Annotated in this window: 19 protein-coding genes; 10 read left to right on the forward strand and 9 right to left on the reverse strand. The window is 30.2% G+C overall.

Annotated features, from left to right (window positions below):
- Positions 1 to 124 precede the first annotated feature (124 nt).
- From clpX to AC1XJX_RS02865, 6 genes are all read right to left on the reverse strand, one after another.
- Complete coding sequence (gene clpX / locus AC1XJX_RS02840) at positions 125 to 1,357, reverse strand: ATP-dependent Clp protease ATP-binding subunit ClpX (RefSeq protein WP_482002448.1); 1,233 nt, start codon at positions 1,355 to 1,357, stop codon at positions 125 to 127.
- Positions 1,358 to 1,432: 75 nt separating this feature from the next.
- The gene (clpP, locus tag AC1XJX_RS02845; protein ID WP_482002449.1) at positions 1,433 to 2,107 is read right to left on the reverse strand and encodes an ATP-dependent Clp endopeptidase proteolytic subunit ClpP; all 675 of its coding nucleotides are present in this window, start codon (positions 2,105 to 2,107) and stop codon (positions 1,433 to 1,435) included.
- A 139-nt stretch (positions 2,108 to 2,246) separates the two neighbouring features.
- Entirely contained in the window at positions 2,247 to 3,575 is a 1,329-nt protein-coding gene (tig, locus tag AC1XJX_RS02850) for a trigger factor (RefSeq protein WP_482002450.1), read from the reverse strand.
- Between the two features lie 196 nt (positions 3,576 to 3,771).
- Positions 3,772 to 4,137: a phage holin family protein gene (locus AC1XJX_RS02855; protein ID WP_482002451.1), complete on the reverse strand. Its 366-nt coding sequence runs from the start codon at positions 4,135 to 4,137 to the stop codon at positions 3,772 to 3,774.
- A gap of 14 nt (positions 4,138 to 4,151) precedes the next feature.
- Positions 4,152 to 4,919: an alpha/beta fold hydrolase gene (locus tag AC1XJX_RS02860; RefSeq protein ID WP_482002452.1), complete on the reverse strand. Its 768-nt coding sequence runs from the start codon at positions 4,917 to 4,919 to the stop codon at positions 4,152 to 4,154.
- Positions 4,919 to 5,632 carry a pyridoxine 5'-phosphate synthase gene (locus AC1XJX_RS02865; RefSeq protein WP_482002453.1) on the reverse strand — a complete coding sequence of 238 codons (714 nt, stop codon included), beginning with the start codon at positions 5,630 to 5,632 and terminating at the stop codon, positions 4,919 to 4,921. The genes AC1XJX_RS02860 and AC1XJX_RS02865 overlap by 1 nt, the downstream gene beginning before the upstream one ends.
- A gap of 89 nt (positions 5,633 to 5,721) precedes the next feature.
- On the opposite strand from AC1XJX_RS02865, the gene AC1XJX_RS02870 reads away from it, so the two are divergent.
- From AC1XJX_RS02870 to murI, 8 genes are all read left to right on the forward strand, one after another.
- Entirely contained in the window at positions 5,722 to 6,381 is a 660-nt protein-coding gene (locus AC1XJX_RS02870) for a CBS domain-containing protein (protein ID WP_482002454.1), read from the forward strand.
- Between the two features lie 3 nt (positions 6,382 to 6,384).
- Complete coding sequence (locus AC1XJX_RS02875) at positions 6,385 to 7,269, forward strand: NAD kinase (protein WP_482002455.1); 885 nt, start codon at positions 6,385 to 6,387, stop codon at positions 7,267 to 7,269.
- A gap of 99 nt (positions 7,270 to 7,368) precedes the next feature.
- Positions 7,369 to 8,055 (forward strand): type IX secretion system protein PorG, encoded by a 687-nt coding sequence (porG, locus tag AC1XJX_RS02880; protein WP_482002456.1) that lies wholly within the window; start codon positions 7,369 to 7,371, stop codon positions 8,053 to 8,055.
- 1 nt (position 8,056) lies between these two features.
- The gene (locus tag AC1XJX_RS02885; protein ID WP_482002457.1) at positions 8,057 to 8,797 is read left to right on the forward strand and encodes an isoprenyl transferase; all 741 of its coding nucleotides are present in this window, start codon (positions 8,057 to 8,059) and stop codon (positions 8,795 to 8,797) included.
- Positions 8,730 to 11,384 (forward strand): outer membrane protein assembly factor BamA, encoded by a 2,655-nt coding sequence (gene bamA, locus AC1XJX_RS02890; protein WP_482002458.1) that lies wholly within the window; start codon positions 8,730 to 8,732, stop codon positions 11,382 to 11,384. The genes AC1XJX_RS02885 and bamA overlap by 68 nt, the downstream gene beginning before the upstream one ends.
- A 172-nt stretch (positions 11,385 to 11,556) precedes the next feature.
- On the forward strand, positions 11,557 to 12,552 hold the full coding sequence (locus tag AC1XJX_RS02895) for an OmpH/Skp family outer membrane protein (RefSeq protein WP_482002459.1): 996 nt from the start codon (positions 11,557 to 11,559) through the stop codon (positions 12,550 to 12,552).
- A gap of 31 nt (positions 12,553 to 12,583) precedes the next feature.
- A complete protein-coding gene (locus tag AC1XJX_RS02900) occupies positions 12,584 to 13,084 on the forward strand; it encodes an OmpH/Skp family outer membrane protein (RefSeq protein ID WP_482002460.1) in 501 nt (166 codons plus the stop codon).
- A 60-nt stretch (positions 13,085 to 13,144) separates the two neighbouring features.
- Entirely contained in the window at positions 13,145 to 13,924 is a 780-nt protein-coding gene (gene murI, locus AC1XJX_RS02905; RefSeq protein WP_482002461.1) for a glutamate racemase, read from the forward strand.
- A gap of 99 nt (positions 13,925 to 14,023) precedes the next feature.
- On the opposite strand, the gene AC1XJX_RS02910 is transcribed toward murI, so the two are convergent.
- From AC1XJX_RS02910 to AC1XJX_RS02920, 3 genes are read right to left on the reverse strand one after another with little or no spacing between them, the layout of a single operon-like run.
- Positions 14,024 to 14,539, reverse strand: a complete 516-nt coding sequence (locus tag AC1XJX_RS02910; protein WP_482002462.1) for a gamma carbonic anhydrase family protein — start codon at positions 14,537 to 14,539, stop codon at positions 14,024 to 14,026.
- 48 nt (positions 14,540 to 14,587) lie between these two features.
- On the reverse strand, positions 14,588 to 15,322 hold the full coding sequence (locus AC1XJX_RS02915; RefSeq protein WP_482002463.1) for a LytR/AlgR family response regulator transcription factor: 735 nt from the start codon (positions 15,320 to 15,322) through the stop codon (positions 14,588 to 14,590).
- Positions 15,323 to 15,344: 22 nt separating this feature from the next.
- Positions 15,345 to 17,519 (reverse strand): tetratricopeptide repeat-containing sensor histidine kinase, encoded by a 2,175-nt coding sequence (locus AC1XJX_RS02920; RefSeq protein WP_482002464.1) that lies wholly within the window; start codon positions 17,517 to 17,519, stop codon positions 15,345 to 15,347.
- Between the two features lie 223 nt (positions 17,520 to 17,742).
- Here AC1XJX_RS02920 and AC1XJX_RS02925 point away from each other — a divergent pair, with 223 nt between their 5' ends.
- Together AC1XJX_RS02925 and AC1XJX_RS02930 are read left to right on the forward strand one after the other, a co-directional pair.
- Positions 17,743 to 18,450, forward strand: a complete 708-nt coding sequence (locus tag AC1XJX_RS02925) for an SIMPL domain-containing protein (RefSeq protein ID WP_482002465.1) — start codon at positions 17,743 to 17,745, stop codon at positions 18,448 to 18,450.
- Positions 18,451 to 18,462: 12 nt separating this feature from the next.
- Positions 18,463 to 19,620 carry a VWA domain-containing protein gene (locus AC1XJX_RS02930; RefSeq protein ID WP_482002466.1) on the forward strand — a complete coding sequence of 386 codons (1,158 nt, stop codon included), beginning with the start codon at positions 18,463 to 18,465 and terminating at the stop codon, positions 19,618 to 19,620.
- Positions 19,621 to 19,648: the final 28 nt, after the last annotated feature.

The following is a 19,648-nucleotide window of genomic DNA, read 5'->3' on the forward strand; positions in this document are numbered from 1 at the left end:
ACCATACTTTTGAAAATATTAAAAAGAAAATAAGAGTTTATACATGATGTCCATTATTAATTAAAATCCATAAAACAAAAAACCACGCATAAAGCGTGGTTTTTTTTTACTTTAAAAATACTATTTATGAAACTGCTTTAAGTTTCTTTAAGGTAGTTTTTGTCAATTTATCTTCAGCATAAGATTTAGTTACATTTAAGCTTTTCTCATCACTACTTGGTAATTCAAACATAGCATCTGTTAAAATTTCTTCACAAAGTGAACGTAAACCTCTAGCTCCTAATTTATATTCTATGGCTTTATTTACAATATAATCTAAAGCTCCATCAGTAATATTGAAATCTATTTGATCCATAAAAAACAATTTTTTATACTGTTTAATGATGGCATTTTTAGGCTCAGTTAGAATAGCTCTCAAAGTATCTGCATCTAAAGGATCCATGTATGTAAGCACCGGTAATCGTCCAATAATCTCAGGAATTAATCCAAAATCTTTTAAATCCTTTGGTATAATATATTGCAACAAATGATTTTGATCTATAATATTATCAGACATAGAAGCACTATATCCAACAGCTTGCATATTTAAACGCTTAGAAATAACTCGCTCTATACCATCAAAAGCGCCTCCAGCAATAAATAAAATATTTTCAGTATTTACTTCAATAAATTTTTGATCTGGATGCTTTCTTCCTCCTTTTGGCGGCACGTTTACAACAGTACCTTCTAAAAGTTTTAAAAGTGCTTGTTGAACACCTTCACCAGAAACATCTCTTGTTATAGAAGGATTATCACTTTTACGAGCAATTTTATCAATTTCGTCTATAAAAACAATACCTTTTTCAGCTTTCTCTAAATTGTAATCAGCAGCTTGTAATAATCTCGTTAAAATACTTTCTACATCTTCTCCAACATATCCTGCTTCAGTTAAAACAGTAGCATCAACTATAGCTAATGGAACATTTAACATTTTAGCAATAGTTTTAGCCATTAATGTTTTCCCAGTACCAGTTTGACCAACCATTATGATATTACTTTTTTGAATTTCAATATCATCTTTAGTAGCAGGTTGCAATAAACGTTTATAGTGATTATAAACAGCAACTGACATCACTTTTTTAGTCATATTTTGACCAATAATGTACTCATCAAGAAATGATTTAATCTGTTGTGGTTTACGAAGTTTCAATTCCGCAGATAAGTCACTACTATCAGTCTGTTTAGATTCTTCAATTACAATACCATGAGCTTGCTCAATACATTTATCACATATATGAGCATCTAATCCCGCTATTAATAAATTCGTTTCTGGTTTTTTTCTACCGCAAAACGAACATTCTAATTCCTCTTTTGCCATTAATATTTATATATTTTTGGGAGTAAATAATTATAAATCCCACTATACTAATTAATAAAATTACTAAATTTTTATTTAATTACGGGCTAAAATTTCATCAATCATACCGTATTCCTTCGCTTTATCGGCTTTCATCCAATAATCTCTATCACTATCTTCATATACCTTATCATAATCTTGTCCAGAATGCTTGCTTATAATTTTATAAAGTTCTTCTTTTAAAATCAAAATCTCCCTAGCTGTAATTTCGATGTCGCTTGCTTGCCCTTGAGCACCTCCAAGGGGTTGATGAATCATAACACGAGAATGAGTTAAACCGCTTCGTTTTCCCTTGGCACCCGCACACAACAATACCGCTCCCATAGATGCCGCCATACCAGTACAAATAGTTGCGACATCTGGTTTGATAAACTGCATGGTATCATAAATACCCAAACCTGCATAAACACTTCCTCCTGGAGAATTGATATAAATTTGAATGTCTTTATTAGCATCTGTACTTTCTAAAAACAATAATTGGGCTTGAATAATATTGGCTACCTGATCATTAATACCAGTTCCTAAAAATATAATTCTATCCATCATTAAACGCGAAAACACATCAAAAATAGCAATGTTCATTTGACGCTCTTCAATAATATTTGGAGTTAAATTTGTTGGATACATACTACTAATAATTTTGTTATAGTATATACTACTTATTCCTTGATCTTTTATCGCGAATTTTTCAAATTCTTTTGCGTAATCCATAGTTTGTTTAATATTTTTTAATTAACATATTGACTTTTGTCAAGATATGCTAATACTAGTTAAAGCATTTTTTGTTTTTAATAAAAAGACGTTTAAATCTAATGATTTAAACGTCTAAATATAAGCATTTATTCTTTACTTACTTATCGCCATAAACTTCTTTAACAAAGTTTTCGTAAGTTAATTCTTTTACTTTAAGATTTGCTTTCTCTTTATAAAGCGATAATAATTTTTGACTTATTAATTGCTCTGAAATTCGACGTGCTTCTTCTTGATTAGATAACACACGAGCAGCAATATCATCTAACTCTTTATCTGAAGGATTCATTTGACCAAACTGAGCCATTTGAGATTTTATCATCTCTCTTGCATGATTTCTTATATCATCCATTGTTACCTGGATATTATTATCTGTAATTAACTTCCCCTCGATTAATTGATAACGTAAACTCTTTTCTGATTTTTGATATTCTTCTTTAGCTTGGTCGGAATCCATTTCATTTTCACCTGCAGTTTGCATCCATTTAGTTAAAAATTCAGATGGTAAGTCAAACTTTGTATTTTCAACTAAATACTCAGTAACATCATTTAATAATTTTTGCTCTGCTTGTTGCGTAAATTGTTTCTCAGCATCTTCTTTTATTTTCGCTTTTAACTCTGTAACTGACAAAACAATGCCTTTACCGAAAAGTTTGTCGAACAATTCTTGATCTAAGTCTGCTAATTCTCTTTTATTAATTTCTTTAATAGTAAAATTAACTTCAATATCTAAACCATGTACATCATCATGACTCAATTTTAAAACGTGCATTAACTCATGGTCGTCATCATAAAGACCTTTTGTTTTTAAGGTAATTACATCTCCAACTTTAGCTCCAACAAATTGTTTTTCAGTTGCTTTACCCTTAAATTTATCCAAAGTGATAGAAACTGTATTATCGATTTCTTTTTCTTCATTAGTAAAAGCTCCTCTAATTTCGCTATATTTCTCAACTACATCTTGAGATATTAACTTCCCATACTGTTTTTGGATACGCTCAATTTGCTCATTTATCATTTTATCATCAGCAACAATATTATATTGTGTGATGGCTTTTTTGCTTTTTATTTCTACAGAGAATTCAGGTGCTAAACCTAATTCAAATTCAAAAGAAAATTTATCTGAGTCCCAATCTATTGCATCTTGCTGTTTTGGTAACGGCTGCCCAAGTACATCTAACTTTTCTTCAGTTAAATATTTGTTTAAAGCATCTTGTAAAAGCTTGTTTACCTCATCAACTAAAACGGCTTTTCCGTATTGTTTTTTCACCATTCCCATTGGCACATGCCCTTTTCTAAAACCAGGAATATTAGCTGTTTTGCGGTAATCAGTTAAGATTTTTTCTACTTTATCGCTATAATCTTCTTTAGCGATATCCACTTTTACTACAGCATTTAATGCATCAACGTTTTCTCTTGTAATATTCATTTCAATAATATAAAACCCTAAAAGGGAATTTAACAAATGGTTTTAACCTAAATTTTGTGTTCAAATTCGGGTTGCAAAAATAATATATTTTTACATCCCAACAAAGTTTTTAATTGCTTGATTTTATGCGATTTCTTTATTTATTTTAAGCATTTACACGATAAGGTAAATTAGTGTAAATAGTTGATTAAAAAACTCAGCTAATATTTTGATGTTGATTTTTATCCTTTTTTAAAAAAGATTGCAAAAGCGATTGAAGTATGGATAATAAAACGCTAAATAAAATTGCCCACCAAATACTATCAACAGAAAATCCATCAATAAATTTATCAGCTAAAAGAATAATTAATCCATTTATTACTAATAAAAACAAACCAAAAGTTATTATGGTTACTGGTAGTGTAAAAACTATCAAAATTGGCTTCACTAATAAATTAAGAATAGATAACACAATTGCTACAATTATGGCAGATATGTAACTATCTACACTTACACCTGTTAAAATATTCGCTAAAACAAATACTGCAACAGCGTTTAGTAATAGTTTAATGATTAGTTTCATGATTTTGTTTTATTCTATGAATTTACAAAATTAATTACTGCATTAAAAAAATCTTTTGGATTTTCAGCATGTAACCAATGTCCAGCATTTGAAATGGTTGTAATTGTAGCTTTGGGGTAATGATTTGAGATAATCCTCTGATCTCCAACTCCAATGTATTCTGATCGGTCTCCTCTTAAAAACAAAGTATCTTTTTCAAATAAAGCATAAAAAGGTAAAGGCTCCCCTATTTCTGAGACTTCATGTTTTAAAACTTCAATATTAATTCTTAGTGCTAATTTTCCCTTTTCTAACCAGTAAAGGTTTTTTAATAAAAATTGTCGTGTTCCAAAATCGTGAACATAATTACTTAAAACCTTATCGGCTTCAACCCTACTTTTAATAATGTTAAAATCTAAAGCACTTAAACCGTCTAAAATACTATCATGATGGACTGGATAAAACCGAGGAGAAATATCTGCAATCATTAATTTTGAAACAAAATCAGGATATTCGGTTGCGAATAACATAGCTGTTTTACCACCCATGGAATGACCAAGTAAAATAATATCTTCTAGTTTATAATTGTCGCAATAATTTTTTAAATCCTCAACTAAAACTTCATAACTAAACACATCACTCCAAAAACTGCGCCCATGATTTCTCTGATCAATTAAATGAACTTCAAAACCTTCTGTGCTAAATTGAGCACCAAGTGTTTTCCAATTATCGCTCATTCCTAAAAACCCATGTAAAATAATAAATGGTTTACCTTCTCCTATAATATTTGAATGTAATAGCATTATTTAAGCTTATGTAAATACATTTGAATAACATTCTCTACACCTAAATACAAACTTTCAGAAATAAGGGCATGCCCAATAGAAACTTCCAATAAGTTTGGAATATTATCTTTAAAAAATTTTATATTATCAAGGGACAAATCGTGTCCTGCATTAATTCCTAAACCTAATGTGTTTGCTAATTCAGCACTTTCAGTGTAAGATTTAATAGCATTAAAGTTTCCTATTCCATATTGATATGCAAAAGCTTCGGTGTATAATTCAATTCTATCGCTTCCTGTTTCTTTGGCGCCCTCAATTTGTTTTAAAACAGGATCAACAAAAATGGATGTTCTTATCCCGTTTTGTTTAAACTCTTTAATAACATCAATCAAAAAACTTTTATGTTTTAAGGTATCCCATCCAGCATTACTTGTAATAGCATCAGCAGCATCTGGCACCAAAGTTACTTGAGTTGGTTTTACTTCTAAAACCAATTTCATGAATGAGTCTACTGGATTTCCTTCAATATTATATTCCGTGTAAACTTCAGATTTTAAATCGCGTGCATCTTGATAACGAATATGGCGTTCATCTGGTCGTGGGTGTATAGTTACACCTTCTGATCCAAAACGTTGCACATCCTTAGCAAATTGAACAATATTAGGCATATCGCCTCCACGAGAGTTTCTTAAAGTAGCAATCTTATTGATATTAACACTTAGCTTAGTCATTTAATAAATTTTAAATTACAAAAATACAAAGTAGAACAGGCTTACATAGTATTTTTTTGATTAATTTGCACTTAGATAAAAATAGTAATATGCACCTTTCAGAATTTATTATAAACGATATTAAACCGTTAAATAGTAAAAGTAAAATTAGTGATTTGCAATTGCTATTCAATCAATTAACATTTTCTCATATTCCTGTAAAAGATGACGATAATACGTATTTAGGTAGTTTTTCTGAAACCGATGCTCATTGTTTTGAAAGCGATAAAACTTTGGATGATTACAAATATGCCATTGAAGATTTTTATGTTAGAGACACTACTATATTGTTAGATATATTAGAAGCGTTTGCTTTAAACTCTGCCAATATCATGCCTGTTTTAAGTGAGCAAAATAAGTATTTGGGTTATTACGAACTCAATGACATTATTAACTTATTTGGAGATTCTCCTTTTTTTTCTGAACCAGGTGGTATAATAGTAGTTGAAAAAGGCATAAATGACTATTCTTTTAGTGAGGTAAGTCAAATAGTTGAATCAAACAACGGTAGGCTTTTAGGTGCTTTTATTTCAAAAATGAATAGTGATTTAGTACAAATAACTTTAAAAATAGGTAACACAGGGCTAAACGAAATTATTCAAACCTTCAGAAGGTATAGCTATAATATTATTTCTGGTCATGAAGATGATAGTTATGTAGAAAGCTTAAAAGAGCGTTCTGACTACTTAAATAAATACTTAAATATTTAAAAGATGAAGGTTGCGGTTTTTGGTAGATTTTATAATAAAACAACAAGTGCTTCAGTAGAAACACTTTTCAACTATCTTATAAAAAAAGATGCAGATGCTTATATAGAAACTGAATTTTACAACCTTATTAATAATGAATCTCATAATATTAAAGATTTTAATTCTTTCAAAACCTTTGATCATTTAGACACTTCTTTCGACTTGTTTGTTAGCGTAGGAGGAGATGGAACTATACTAAGAGCCATAACTTTTGTAAAAGATATCGATATCCCAATAATTGGAATAAACACAGGAAGACTCGGTTTTCTAGCCACTATTCAAGTTGATGCCATCGAACTTGCTATTCAAAACATTATAGATGGAAAGTACAAAATTTCTGAACGTAGCCTACTTTCGATTGAAACAACACCAGAAAATGATGGTATTACATCCCTTAATTTTGCTTTAAACGAAATAACAGTTAGTAGAAAAAATACAACTTCTATGATTACTGTTGAAACCTATTTAGATGGTAAATATTTAACGTCTTATTGGAGTGATGGTTTAATAATCTCTACTCCAACAGGCTCTACAGGCTACTCTTTGAGTTGTGGTGGCCCAGTTATAACGCCAGATACAAATAGCTTTGTACTTACTCCTATTGCGCCTCATAATTTAAGCGCGCGACCATTAATTATTCCCGACTCGACAGAAATTAAACTTACAGTTGAAGGTAGAGAAGAACAGCATTTGGTTTCTTTAGATTCTAGAATTGCAACTTTAAATAATGGGACGCTTATTAAAATTAAAAAAGCTGATTTTAAAATTAAAATGATTGACCTTTTAAATGAAAGTTTTTTTGATACCCTTAGAAAAAAACTTCTTTGGGGTGAAGATAAACGTAATTAAACAATAATTTTAAAGAAACCCTGTTTTAATCTCATAGTATTCCGTTCATATTATCACGGACTAATCTTATTTATTATATTTGCAAACTTTTGAATATTTATGAGGCATTTAATCATATTGATATTAAGCATTTTAGGGATCAATCTAGGCCACTCTCAAATCAACGAAATTGGTGTTTTTGCTGGTGGAAGTAATTTTATTGGAGATGTTGGTGCTACCAACTATATTTCACCTAACCAATTAGCCTTAGGTGGTATTTATAAATGGAACAGAAGCAAAAGACATTCTTACAGAGCATCCTTAATTTTTAGCGAGTTAGGAGGTATTGATAATAATTCTGACGATCCAAGACGTATTCAAAGAGGTTATGAGTTTTCCAGTAAAATTATTGAAGCTGCTATCGGAATCGAGTTTACATTTATGGATTTCGATCTGCATTCTGGAGAAAAATTAGGAACCCCTTATTTATATACTGGAATAAGTCTAGCAAACCATGATAATCATTACTTCCTAAATGGAATTCAAACTCAAGAAAATACATCGAGTTGGGCTTATGGCATACCTATGGCCTTAGGTTTTAAAACCAATTTTTTGGGGAATTTTATTTTGGGCATTGAAGTTGGTGCGCGTTATACCTTTTCTGATGAATTAGATGGGAGCATCCCCGATGACGAATTTAGACAACAATATCGGTTTGGAAATATAAATAATAATGATTGGTATGTTTTCTCAGGTATTACTTTAACTTATACCTTTGGAGAAAACCCCTGTTATTGTGTAGATTAAAATGGATTTAAAAAACAGCATACATATCAAATCTTTACCAAAACACCTTGCCATTATTATGGATGGTAATGGTCGTTGGGCAAAACAACAAGGTATGATGCGGGCTTTTGGGCATGAAAATGGCACAAAATCTGTGAGAGAAGTTGTTGAAGCTTCTGCTGAACTTGGAATAGAAAACTTAACGCTTTATGCTTTTTCTACTGAAAATTGGAATCGTCCAAGGCTAGAAGTTCAAACTTTAATGAAACTTTTAGTTTCTTCATTAAAAAAAGAAATTGATACACTTCAAAAAAATAATATAAAACTTTCTGCAATTGGTAATTTAAACACATTACCTAAAAAAGTACATAAAGAACTTACAGAAGTAATAAATAACACAAAACAAAATACTAGAATGACTTTAACTCTTGCTTTAAGCTATGGCTCAAGAGAAGAAATCATAAACACTGTTAAAGAAATTAGTATTAAAGTTAAAAATAATATAATTTCGCCCGAAAATATTGAAGAATCAATTATTAATGAGCATCTTTACACGCAAAATTTACCTGATGTAGATTTGCTTATTAGAACAAGTGGCGAGCAACGTATAAGTAATTTTTTACTATGGCAAATCGCTTATGCCGAATTATATTTTACAGATATATTATGGCCTGATTTTACCAAGCAACATTTGTATGAAGCTATTATTGAATATCAAAAAAGAGAACGACGATTTGGGAAAACAAGTGAACAACTTAGTTAATACTTTACCTGTAATAACATTTTTAAAGTACTGTACAACAATATTATTTTTTGCAATAAGCGTCAGTACTAATGCACAAGAATCTTCATATACTAGCGGTAAAAAATATACATTAGGAGAGATTACTGTCTCTGGTAATTCTTCATTTAGTGAGCAAACTATAATAACCTATTCTGGCTTAAGAAAAGGTAAAGAAATGATAATCCCTGGTGAAGATATTAGTACAGCTATTAAAAAATTATGGGGCTCAAAATTATTTAGTGATATAGAAGTTTTTATAAGTAAAATTGAAGGTGATGTTGCTTTTTTAGAAATCAGACTTTCTGATTTACCTCAACTAAACGAATTAAAAATAAACGGAATAAAAAAAAGTAAACAAGAAGGCATTATTAATGACACTAAGCTTAATAAAGGGGTCAAAGTAACAGAAAACCTTATAACTACAACCAAAAACTTCCTTGAAAAAAAGTACAAAAAAGATGGGTACTTAAATAGTAAAGTTTATATTAACACGATTGATGTTAAAGATTCCATACAAACTGCTAGAGTTAATATGGTAGTAAATATTGATAACGGTGAAAAAGTTAAAATAAAGGATATTGTGTTTAATGGAAATAATATTTTAAGTGACAAATCACTTAGAAAAGCCATGAAAAACACGAAAAAAATTAATCGTTTCAGGATATTAAAACGTTCAAAATTTATTGATTCTGCTTACCAAGCAGATCTAGGTCATGTAATTGATAAATATAAAGAGAATGGCTATCGAGATGCTCGAATTATTTCCGATAGTATAAGTACCAATGAAGACAAAACTATATCACTTCAACTTAATGTTGTTGAAGGTGAAAAATACACTTTTGGAGATATTACATTTATTGGAAATACCGTTTATTCAAATGATCAATTAAGTAGAATTCTAAGAATTAGAAAAGGAGATACTTATAATGGGATAGAATTACAAAAACGAATATCAGATAACACAAAACCTGATGCTTTTGATATTTCAAATCAATATCAAAACAATGGCTATTTGTTTTCAAGTATAAATCCTGTTGAAGTAAGTGCCGATAATAATATTATAGATATTGAAGTGAGAATTTCGGAAGGTAAACCTGCTTATTTCAATAATGTATCCGTTGTTGGAAATGATAAAACTAACGACCACGTAATTTACAGAGAAATACGAACTAGACCTGGGCAACTTTACAGTAAAGCTAATGTGGTTAGAACAGTTAGAGAACTTGGGCAATTAGGATTTTTTGATGCTCAGGAATTATCTCCTAATTTCAATAACCCAAATCCAAACGAAGGCACCATTGATATGGAATATTCTGTTCAAGAAACAGGATCGAGCCAAATTGAGTTACAAGGTGGTTATGGTGGTGGTGGCTTTATAGGAACCTTAGGTTTGTCATTTAACAACTTCTCAATTAAAGATATCTTTAAAAAAGATGCTTACAAACCTATACCAATGGGTGATGGACAAAAATTAGCCTTACGTTTACAAGCAAGCCGTTTTTTCCAGACTTATAGTTTTTCATTTTCAGAACCATGGCTTGGTGGGAAACGCCCTGTTCAATTTTCATCCTCATTATCACATACAAAACAGTTTTTATTCAATCCATTAACAAGAGATGCTGATAAAAGCAGAAGTTTTAATATCACTGGTATTACTTTTGGATTAGCAAAACGTTTATCTGTTCCAGATGACTATTTTACGTTATCTCAAGCCATAAGTTTTCAGCGTTATGATTTAAATAATTACAATACAGGTTTATTTACATTTGGAGACGGATACTCTAATAACCTATCCTACACTATAGGACTAAGTAGAAATAATACAAGTGTAGACCCTATTTATCCAACCGGGGGTTCAAGTTTTACAGCTACCGCAAAATTCTCACTACCCTATTCATTATTTAATGGAGTAGATTATGATGAACTATCTGAAAATTATGATGCAGCTTTACAACGCCGATCAGATGCAGATAGTACTGCAGATTTAGAATATATTGAAGCTAACAGAGAAATAACAGAAATAGACCAAGAACGCTACAAATGGTTAGAGTTCTATAAAGTTAAATTCAAAGGAGACTGGTTTACTCAACTTGCAAAAGATCTTGTTTTAAGACCTAGTGTTGAATTTGGTTTTTTAGGAGCATACAATAACGCACGAGGCGTTGTACCTTTTGAAAGATTTTTCCTTGGTGGTGATGGATTAGGTAATTTTGCATTAGATGGTAGAGAGGTTATTCAATTAAGAGGATATCCAAACCAATCTTTATCAAGTACAGATGGAGGAACAATTTATAATAAATTCTCTTTAGAATTACGTTATCCAATAACACTAAAAGCATCCGCTAAAATTTATGCCTTAGGGTTTTTAGAGGGTGGTGCTTCTTTTGATAATTTTAGAGATTACAACCCTTTTAACATACAACGTTCTGCAGGTTTAGGTATTCGTATTTTTATGCCAGCGTTTGGATTATTAGGTATCGATTTTGGTCATGGCTTCGATCCTTTACCAGGAGAAACTGTTAAACATGGTTGGGAAACTCACTTCATCATTGGACAACAATTTTAACTAAAAAATTATTTTGGCACGATATTTTCTAATAACACTTTAATGATTTGCATGAGAATTAAATTTTTAAGATTAAAATTCGTTAATTTTGAAAACGCGATTCAAAAGGGCAGAAAAAATCACCTGTCATTTTTAGAATTTATTAGTTGATAAATTATAAAATATTAAACAAATGCAAAACAAAGTTCTTTTTTTATTGACAATAGTTCTAACACTAAGCATATCAACTTATGCACAAAGAGGTGTTAGAATTGCATACATAGATACAGAATATATTTTAGAAAATGTTCCTGAATATCAAGAAGCTACAGCTCAATTAAATGATAAAGCTGAAAAATGGAAAAATGAAATTCAACAAAAATTAGCTGTAATTGAACAAAAACGAAAAGATTTAAGTAATGAGAAAGCTCTTTTAACAAAGGACCTTATTGATGAACGTGAAGAAGATATTACTTTTGAAGAACAAGAAATTTTAGATTATCAGCAAAAACGTTTTGGTCCAAATGGAGATTTGTTTATTCAGAAAAAACAATTAATGCAGCCCATACAAGACCAAATTTTTGCCGCTGTGCAAGATATAGGGAAAACCAAAAATTATGACCTCATTCTTGATAAATCAACAACAGGCATCATGCTTTATTCTGTTAATCAGCTTGATTTAAGTGAACAAATTTTAAGAAGTATAACTAGAGCATCAAAACGAACGCAAGCTGATTCAAAAGCTGAGATTAAAGCTGCAAAAGAAGAAGAATTAAACCCTGAGATTAATTATGAACTAGAAGCAAGAGAAAAGGCGTTAGAAGAAAAGAAAGAAGAACGTGAAAGTGTTATTGAAGCAGCGAGACAAGAAAAATTAGATGCAAGAGCTGCTAAAGTGAAAGAAGCCGAAGAAAGACGTTTAAAAATATTAGAAGATCGCGAAAAAGCAAAACAGAAAAAACTTGACGAACGAGTTAACACAACAGAAAAAAATAATAACGGAAGCGAAACAGTAAAAACTACAGAAGTAAAAACAGAAGGTGACACGAAAACAAAAGCGCAACTAATTGAAGAAAATAGACTTAAAAAATTAGCCGAAAGAGAAGCAAGAAAAAAAGCTCTTGAAGATAAAAAGAAAAAGATTATAGAAGATCGAGAAAAAGCAAAAGACAGTACAAATAACAATTAACAATTTATAACACAATTAATACTATTTAAAAATGAAACAATTAAAAACTCTTTTATTAGCAACTGCATTATGCATTGGAACTGTAAGTTTTACACAAGCACAAAGCAAAGTTGCACATATAAATACGCAAGAATTGATTGCTGCAATGCCGGAAGCTAAAGCTGCACAATCAGAACTTGAAACTTTAGGTAAAACTTACCAAACAGATATTCAAGCATCTATTACAGAATATCAAAATACTGTAAAACAATACGAAGCTGAGGCTGCAACAAAAACTGATGAAGAAAACCAAAAAAGAGGTTTAGAGTTACAAGAAAAGCAACAACGTATTCAACAGTTTAGAGCTGATGCTCAAAAAGATTTAGCTCAAAAAGAAGCTGAATTATTTAAGCCTATACAAGATAAAGCTATGAAAGCTATTAATGATGTAGCTAAAGCACAGGGTTTTCAATATGTTTTAGACAGAGCTACTTTAATTGTTGCTGACGGAAAAGATATTTTAGAAGATGTTAAAAAGAAATTAGGTATCTAATTTAGATTTAATTAAATATATTTAAGCTGTCTTTTTAAGGCAGCTTTTTTTTGTTGAAGGATGAACACACAACCGATTGGTATTTTTGATTCTGGAATTGGCGGCACTTCTATTTGGAGTGAAATACACGAACTCTTACCATATGAGAATACATTATATTTGGCGGACAGTGCAAATGCCCCATATGGAACAAAAGGAAAAGATGCCATTATAAAATTAAGTATTAAAAACACTGAATACTTAATACAAAAAGGTTGTAAAATTATTGTAGTAGCTTGCAATACTGCCACTACAAATGCTATTGATTATTTAAGAGCAACTTATAAAATCCGTTTTATTGGTATAGAACCTGCTATTAAACCAGCAGCGCTTCAAAGTAAAACTCAAACCATTGGAATATTAGCAACTAAAGGGACATTAAGTAGCGCTTTGTTTTCTAAAACATCTGTGTTATTTGCTGGTCATATTAAAGTTATAGAGCAACATGGCGATGGTATTGTTGAGCTTATTGAAAGTGGTAAATTATTTTCTGAAGAAATGAAAACACTTTTAATAATGTATTTAAAACCAATGATTGATGCTGAAATTGATTATTTAGTTTTGGGTTGTACCCACTACCCATACTTAATTCCAATACTTATTGATTTGTTACCAAAACATGTAAAAATTTTAGATTCTGGTGAGGCTGTAGCTAAACAAACTAAAGTTGTTTTAGAAAAAAATGATTTATTAAATACTAATTTTATAAATCCTAAAAACGTGTTTTACACTAATGGTAATCCGGAAGTTATGCAATCGCTTTTGGGTAATAAATTTAGTGTTAAAAAAAAAGATTTTTAATTGAAACTATAAACTGCGTTAGGGATTGAAGTGAAAATCCTTTTTTTGAGGTACGAAAAAAAAGATTGCAACGCAAAGCCCGACCCTTGTGGTAACGCCCTACTCTTTAAACCAACTAGAATATTTTATGTAATTATCTGCAATACGATTGATTTCTCCTGAGATTAATTCTTGACTTATATCTTTAACTTTTTTTGCGGGAACACCGGCATAAATACTTCCAGACTCTACGTGTGTATTTTTGGTAAGTACAGCACCTGCAGCTATGATACTGTTACTTTCTACAACACAATCATCCATAATAATACTGCCCATGCCCACCAAAACATTATCGTGAATGGTACACCCGTGCACAATGGCATTATGGCCAATGGATACATTATTGCCAATATTTGTAGGTGATTTTAGATAGGTTGCATGTATAACGGCGCCATCTTGCACATTTACTTTATTGCCCATTTTGATGTAATGCACATCGCCACGAATAACAGCATTGAACCATATACTACACTGTTTTCCTACAATTACATCGCCTACTATAGTAGCATTTTCGGCGATGTAACAATCGTCTGGTAATTGTGGATGCTTTCCGTTTACTGGTTTTATTATGGGCATGTTTTTAAGTTGAATTGATTAATTATTGATTCGTTTAATTGCTGAAAGTTATTTAAAATAGGATAATAATTCTGATTTTTTTGATGCTGAAACCATAATTTCTTTACCGTTACTTAGTACGACACTTCCTCCTTTTCCTTTTACATATTTAGTAATTTCGTTAACGTTTACTATGTATGATTTATGAATCCTGGCAAAACTAGTATCGTTTAAAGCATCTTCAAAATACTTTAAGGTTTTACTTACCAACTTCTTTTTATTATTGTTAAGATAAATTTCGGTATAATTATCATCGGCTTTACAGTATAATATATCGGCAATATTGATAACTTCAAAACCATCTAATTGCGGAATGGTTATTTTTCCATTAACGCTATTTGTTTTTGGAGTAAGCACTTGATCTTGCAGTGCTACTTCTTTTGTTTTAATTTCAGTAACGTAATCTACCGCTTTTATGAGTTCATCAATTGATATAGGCTTCATTAAATAATAACAAGCGTGGGAGTTTAAAGCATCTATCGCGTAATGATTATAAGCTGTTACAAAAACGGTTTCAAAATTAATATTCCCTAATTTTTCCAGCAAATCAAAGGCATTGCCATAAGGCATTTCTACATCTAGAAACACCAAATCTAAATCGTTATTTCTAATTAAAACAAGGGCTTCATCAACGTTAGCAGCTTCTCCTAAAACACTAACACTTGGGCAATATTTTTTTAGATAATTTTTGAGGATGTCTCTACTTCTTTCCTCGTCTTCTACTATAATCGCGGTTAATTTCATACATTATATTTCCAGTAATTTTTTAATCTCTTTTAAGCGTTACTTCAACTTTAGTTCCAGTATCTTCTTGATAAGTAAAATCCTCAATAGCAACATCCACTTTATCTTTGTACATAGCATTCAAAATAGACACCCTTTTTTTGATATTACCCATACCCTTTGAATTTTGTTTTTGTTGATTTTTGGTTTTTAAGGCTTTAGATTTTTCTCTACCAATACCATCATCTGTAATAGAGATTTTAATTTCATCAGGTTTGTTTTGAGTAATATTGATTTCTAAAAGTCCTTTTGTTTTCTTGTATCGTAGCCCATGCCAAACAGCATTTTCGATATAAGGTTGTAATAACATAGGCGGAATTACAAAATCTGTAATTTTAATATTTTCATCAATATGTATCTGATAATCAAATTTATCTTGAAACCTGAAATGCTCTAATTTGGTATATAATTGTAATAGTTCTATTTCTTTTTCTAATGGTATAAAATCTTCTTCACTATTTTCTAAAACAGCTCGCATTAATAGTGAAAAATCTGTTAGATATTTATTAGCAGTACGCTCATCATTTGAAGCTATAAAACTGTTGACCGAATTTAATGCATTAAAAATAAAATGAGGATTCATTTGACTTCTTAAACTTTTTAAAGCCAACAAATTATTAGCTAAACGTTGTTGTTTAATAAACTTGAACATTAAAAAAGCTAGAATCAATAAAAGTAAAACACCACCAACAAGGGAGTAAATAATTAGTTTTTGTCTTTTAGATTGTTCTTCGGTAAATTGGTATTTACTCTCAGATAGTTCTCTATCACTTTCTAAACTTAAAATTCTGTTTTGCTTATTTATAATATCTTTACTAAACCTTGCTGCTTGGGATATTTCTTGTTCCTTTTTCAAGTACAATTTATCAACTAAATCTACATAATCTTGGTATGCTGATAAGGCTTTATCAAACTCACCAGCATCTTTATAAACTTCAGATAATCTTCTAGTTGCATCTTTTTGTACAACTAAATCAGCTTTACTATCAGCCTCTTCTATACTATTTTGTAGATAAGGAATGGCATTGGTATAATCTCTTTGTGACGCATAAGCATTCCCAATTTTATATTTCTGTTTTTGGGAAGTTAAAGCGCTTTCGTTATTAAAAATCGAATCGGTTTGTATAATCTTAATCGTATTTAAAGCTTCTTTCCGTAACTCAATTTCATCTGAAAAGTTATTATTTTCATTTTCGAAATCGGCTACTTTAAGCTTCTCCTCAAGAGCTCTTGTTTGATTTTGAGAACTTGCTAATTTTAAAGACTCATTAAAAAATTCTTTGGCCACTTTAGGCTCTCCTTTAGAGCTATATGATTGTGCTATTTTAGAATTTAAATCAGTTATTTTGGGCGTTATTAAATGTTTTTGTGCCACCTTTAAAGCTCCTTGGTAAGCAATTATAGAAAGTTGATAGGATTTGGTTGAAAAATGTAAATCTCCTAAACCTTCATAAAGTTCTATTAATTGCCAATTTGATAATTGTTTTTTATCAATTGTATTATATAGTTTTAAACTCTCTTGATAGTTTTTATTCTCTTTATAAGCCTTGGCAAGTTTTAATTTTACAGTATTTGTGGCTATATTTTGTAAGCTAATTCTATAATTTGAAACCGCTAAATCAAATTGTTTCCAATACAAATAAATGTCTCCTAAAACCTCATAAGCTTCACTGTTTTCTTTTACTGATTTTCCCTGCGCTAAAGCATCTGCGGCAAATTCAATACTCTTTTTTGCGTCTTTTTTTAGATAAGTTTCGGCAGAATCTATAAGAGACATGAAGGTTTCAAACTTATTAGATCTGGTTATTTTTTCAAACTTTACCTCCGGAACATCTTTATTAGGTTCTACTTGAACTTTGATACGCTCATTACTTTGTATAATGTAATAAACCGTCTCAAAATCTTTGTGCTTTATGGTAAGTTCGTCTCCTTTTTTAGCTTCAATTCTAAATTCACCAAACTTATCCGTAGTTGTATAAGCACCGCCATTAACCTCGATATTAACATCAGCAATTGGTTTTTGCCTATCACTTTCTATAATCAAACCACGCACTGTAAATTTTGCTGCTGTATTTGAAAGTGCTTTCTTGTTTTGAGAAAACAAAACACCACAAAACAAAAAAAATAAAAAACCTATATTTTTTAAAACTAACTGCATGTATTATTTTATCACAGCTAAACTTACGCACTTTACTTGGTATATTAAAATAGTGATTTTATAAAAATGCTTCTTTTTTACGGAAAAATGCCACTTCACGCATTAAAAAGGGTGGTTCACGCAACCAAAAACTCGGCTAACTCAATCTCTGTTTTTTAAGAAATATGTTGCACGTAGATTTATACTGTTAAACATATACATAATTCTTTAAAAATTAATATCTATGAAAATTTTAAACAACATCCTTTTAATCATTCTATTTACTTCAAACATATCATTTGGTCAAAACGGACAAAAAAACTTCATCGATCACCCTTATATAGAAGTTACTGGCAATATTGAAACAGAAATAATCCCCAATGAAATATATCTCACCATAATTATTAATGAAAATGATAAAAAAGGAAAAATAAGTGTAGAGCAGCAAGAAAATAAAATGATTGCTATTTTAAAATCGCTTGCTATAGATTTAGATAAAAACTTTTCAATAATTGATTTTAATGGGTATTACAAAAGAAAATTTTTAGCTGATAATGAAGTCACTAAAACTAAGCGTTATGAATTAATTGTAAATAATGGTGAGACGCTTGGAAAGGTATTTGAAGCTTTAGATAAAATTGATATTTCAAATATTTCGATAACCAAAACAAGCCATACAGACATTGAAAAAATTACTAGAGAAACAAAACTTAAAGCTTTAAAAATAGCTAGAGAAAAAGCAACTGATTATGCAAAAGCCATTGACCAAAGCTTAGGGAAGGCTTTGTTTATTAGAGAAGATAAAAACCCCTTAAACAATAATTTTGGGATGCAAAATGAAGTTGTTATTACAGGTTATACTTATCGAGAAAAAGAAGATAAAATTGAGAATTTAAACTTAAAAAGCATTTTAATATCGGCAACCATTCATGCAAAATTTGAAATAAATTAATTATAAAACATTATGAAAATATCAATTAAAAGAATCTTATTTTGTTGTACTATAATAACGTTTATAGCGTGCAACGCAAAAACTAAAAAACAAGAAATTGCTTATAAACAAACTGAAACTAATCAACCAAAACCAGATAAGCAAATCATTAAAGTGGCTTTATTATTAGATACCAGTAATAGTATGGACGGACTTATAGACCAAACCAAAGCGCAGCTTTGGGATATAGTAAATGAGTTATCTTATGCTAAATGTGATAACATTAAACCAAATTTACAAATTGCAATATATGAGTATGGCAACGATAGATTACATATTGATGAAGGTTTTATTAGACAGGTATTAGCCTTTAGTGATGATTTAGATGAAATTTCAAAAGAATTATTTTCATTAACTACAAATGGTGGAGAGGAATATTGTGGACACGTTATTCAAACGTCATTAAACCAATTAGACTGGGGAAAAAACCAAGATGATTTGAAGCTAATTTTTATTGCAGGAAATGAACCTTTTAATCAGGGAAAGATAAACTATAAGAATGCCTCTTTAAACGCTAAAGAAAAAGATGTAACTATTAATACCATTTTTTGTGGTGATTACATTCAAGGAATCTCTAGTCATTGGAAAGATGGCGCTCAATTAACCTTTGGTGATTATATGGCTATTAACCAAAATCAAAAAACAATACATATAGTATCTCCCTATGATGATACTATTTTAATTTTAAATCAAAAATTAAATAAAACCTATGTAGTATACGGCAATAAAGGAAACCAGAAACTAGCATTACAAGCTGAACAGGACACAAATGCTAATAACTACAGTAAAGCAAATGCTGTAAAAAGAACCGTAAGTAAAAGTTCTCATTTATATAAAAATGAAACATGGGATTTGGTAGATGCCATTGAATTAAAAGAAATTGTTGTTGAAGAACTTAAAGACGATATGTTACCAAATGAGTTAAAAGGAAAAACTAAAGAGGAAGTGAAAATTTATGTAAATAGCAAAAAGAAACAACGTGAAACCATTCAAAAACAAATTCTAGAATTAAACACAAAACGTAAAGCATTCGTTTTAAAACAACAAAAAGAAAATACGAATGGTTTAGAAAATGCCATGATAAAAGCCATAAAAGAACAAGCAAAAAAGAAAAAATTTACTTGGAATTAATTCAAAAAAAATAGGCTCCTATAATAAG

Source organism: Flaviramulus sp., assembly GCF_982512915.1.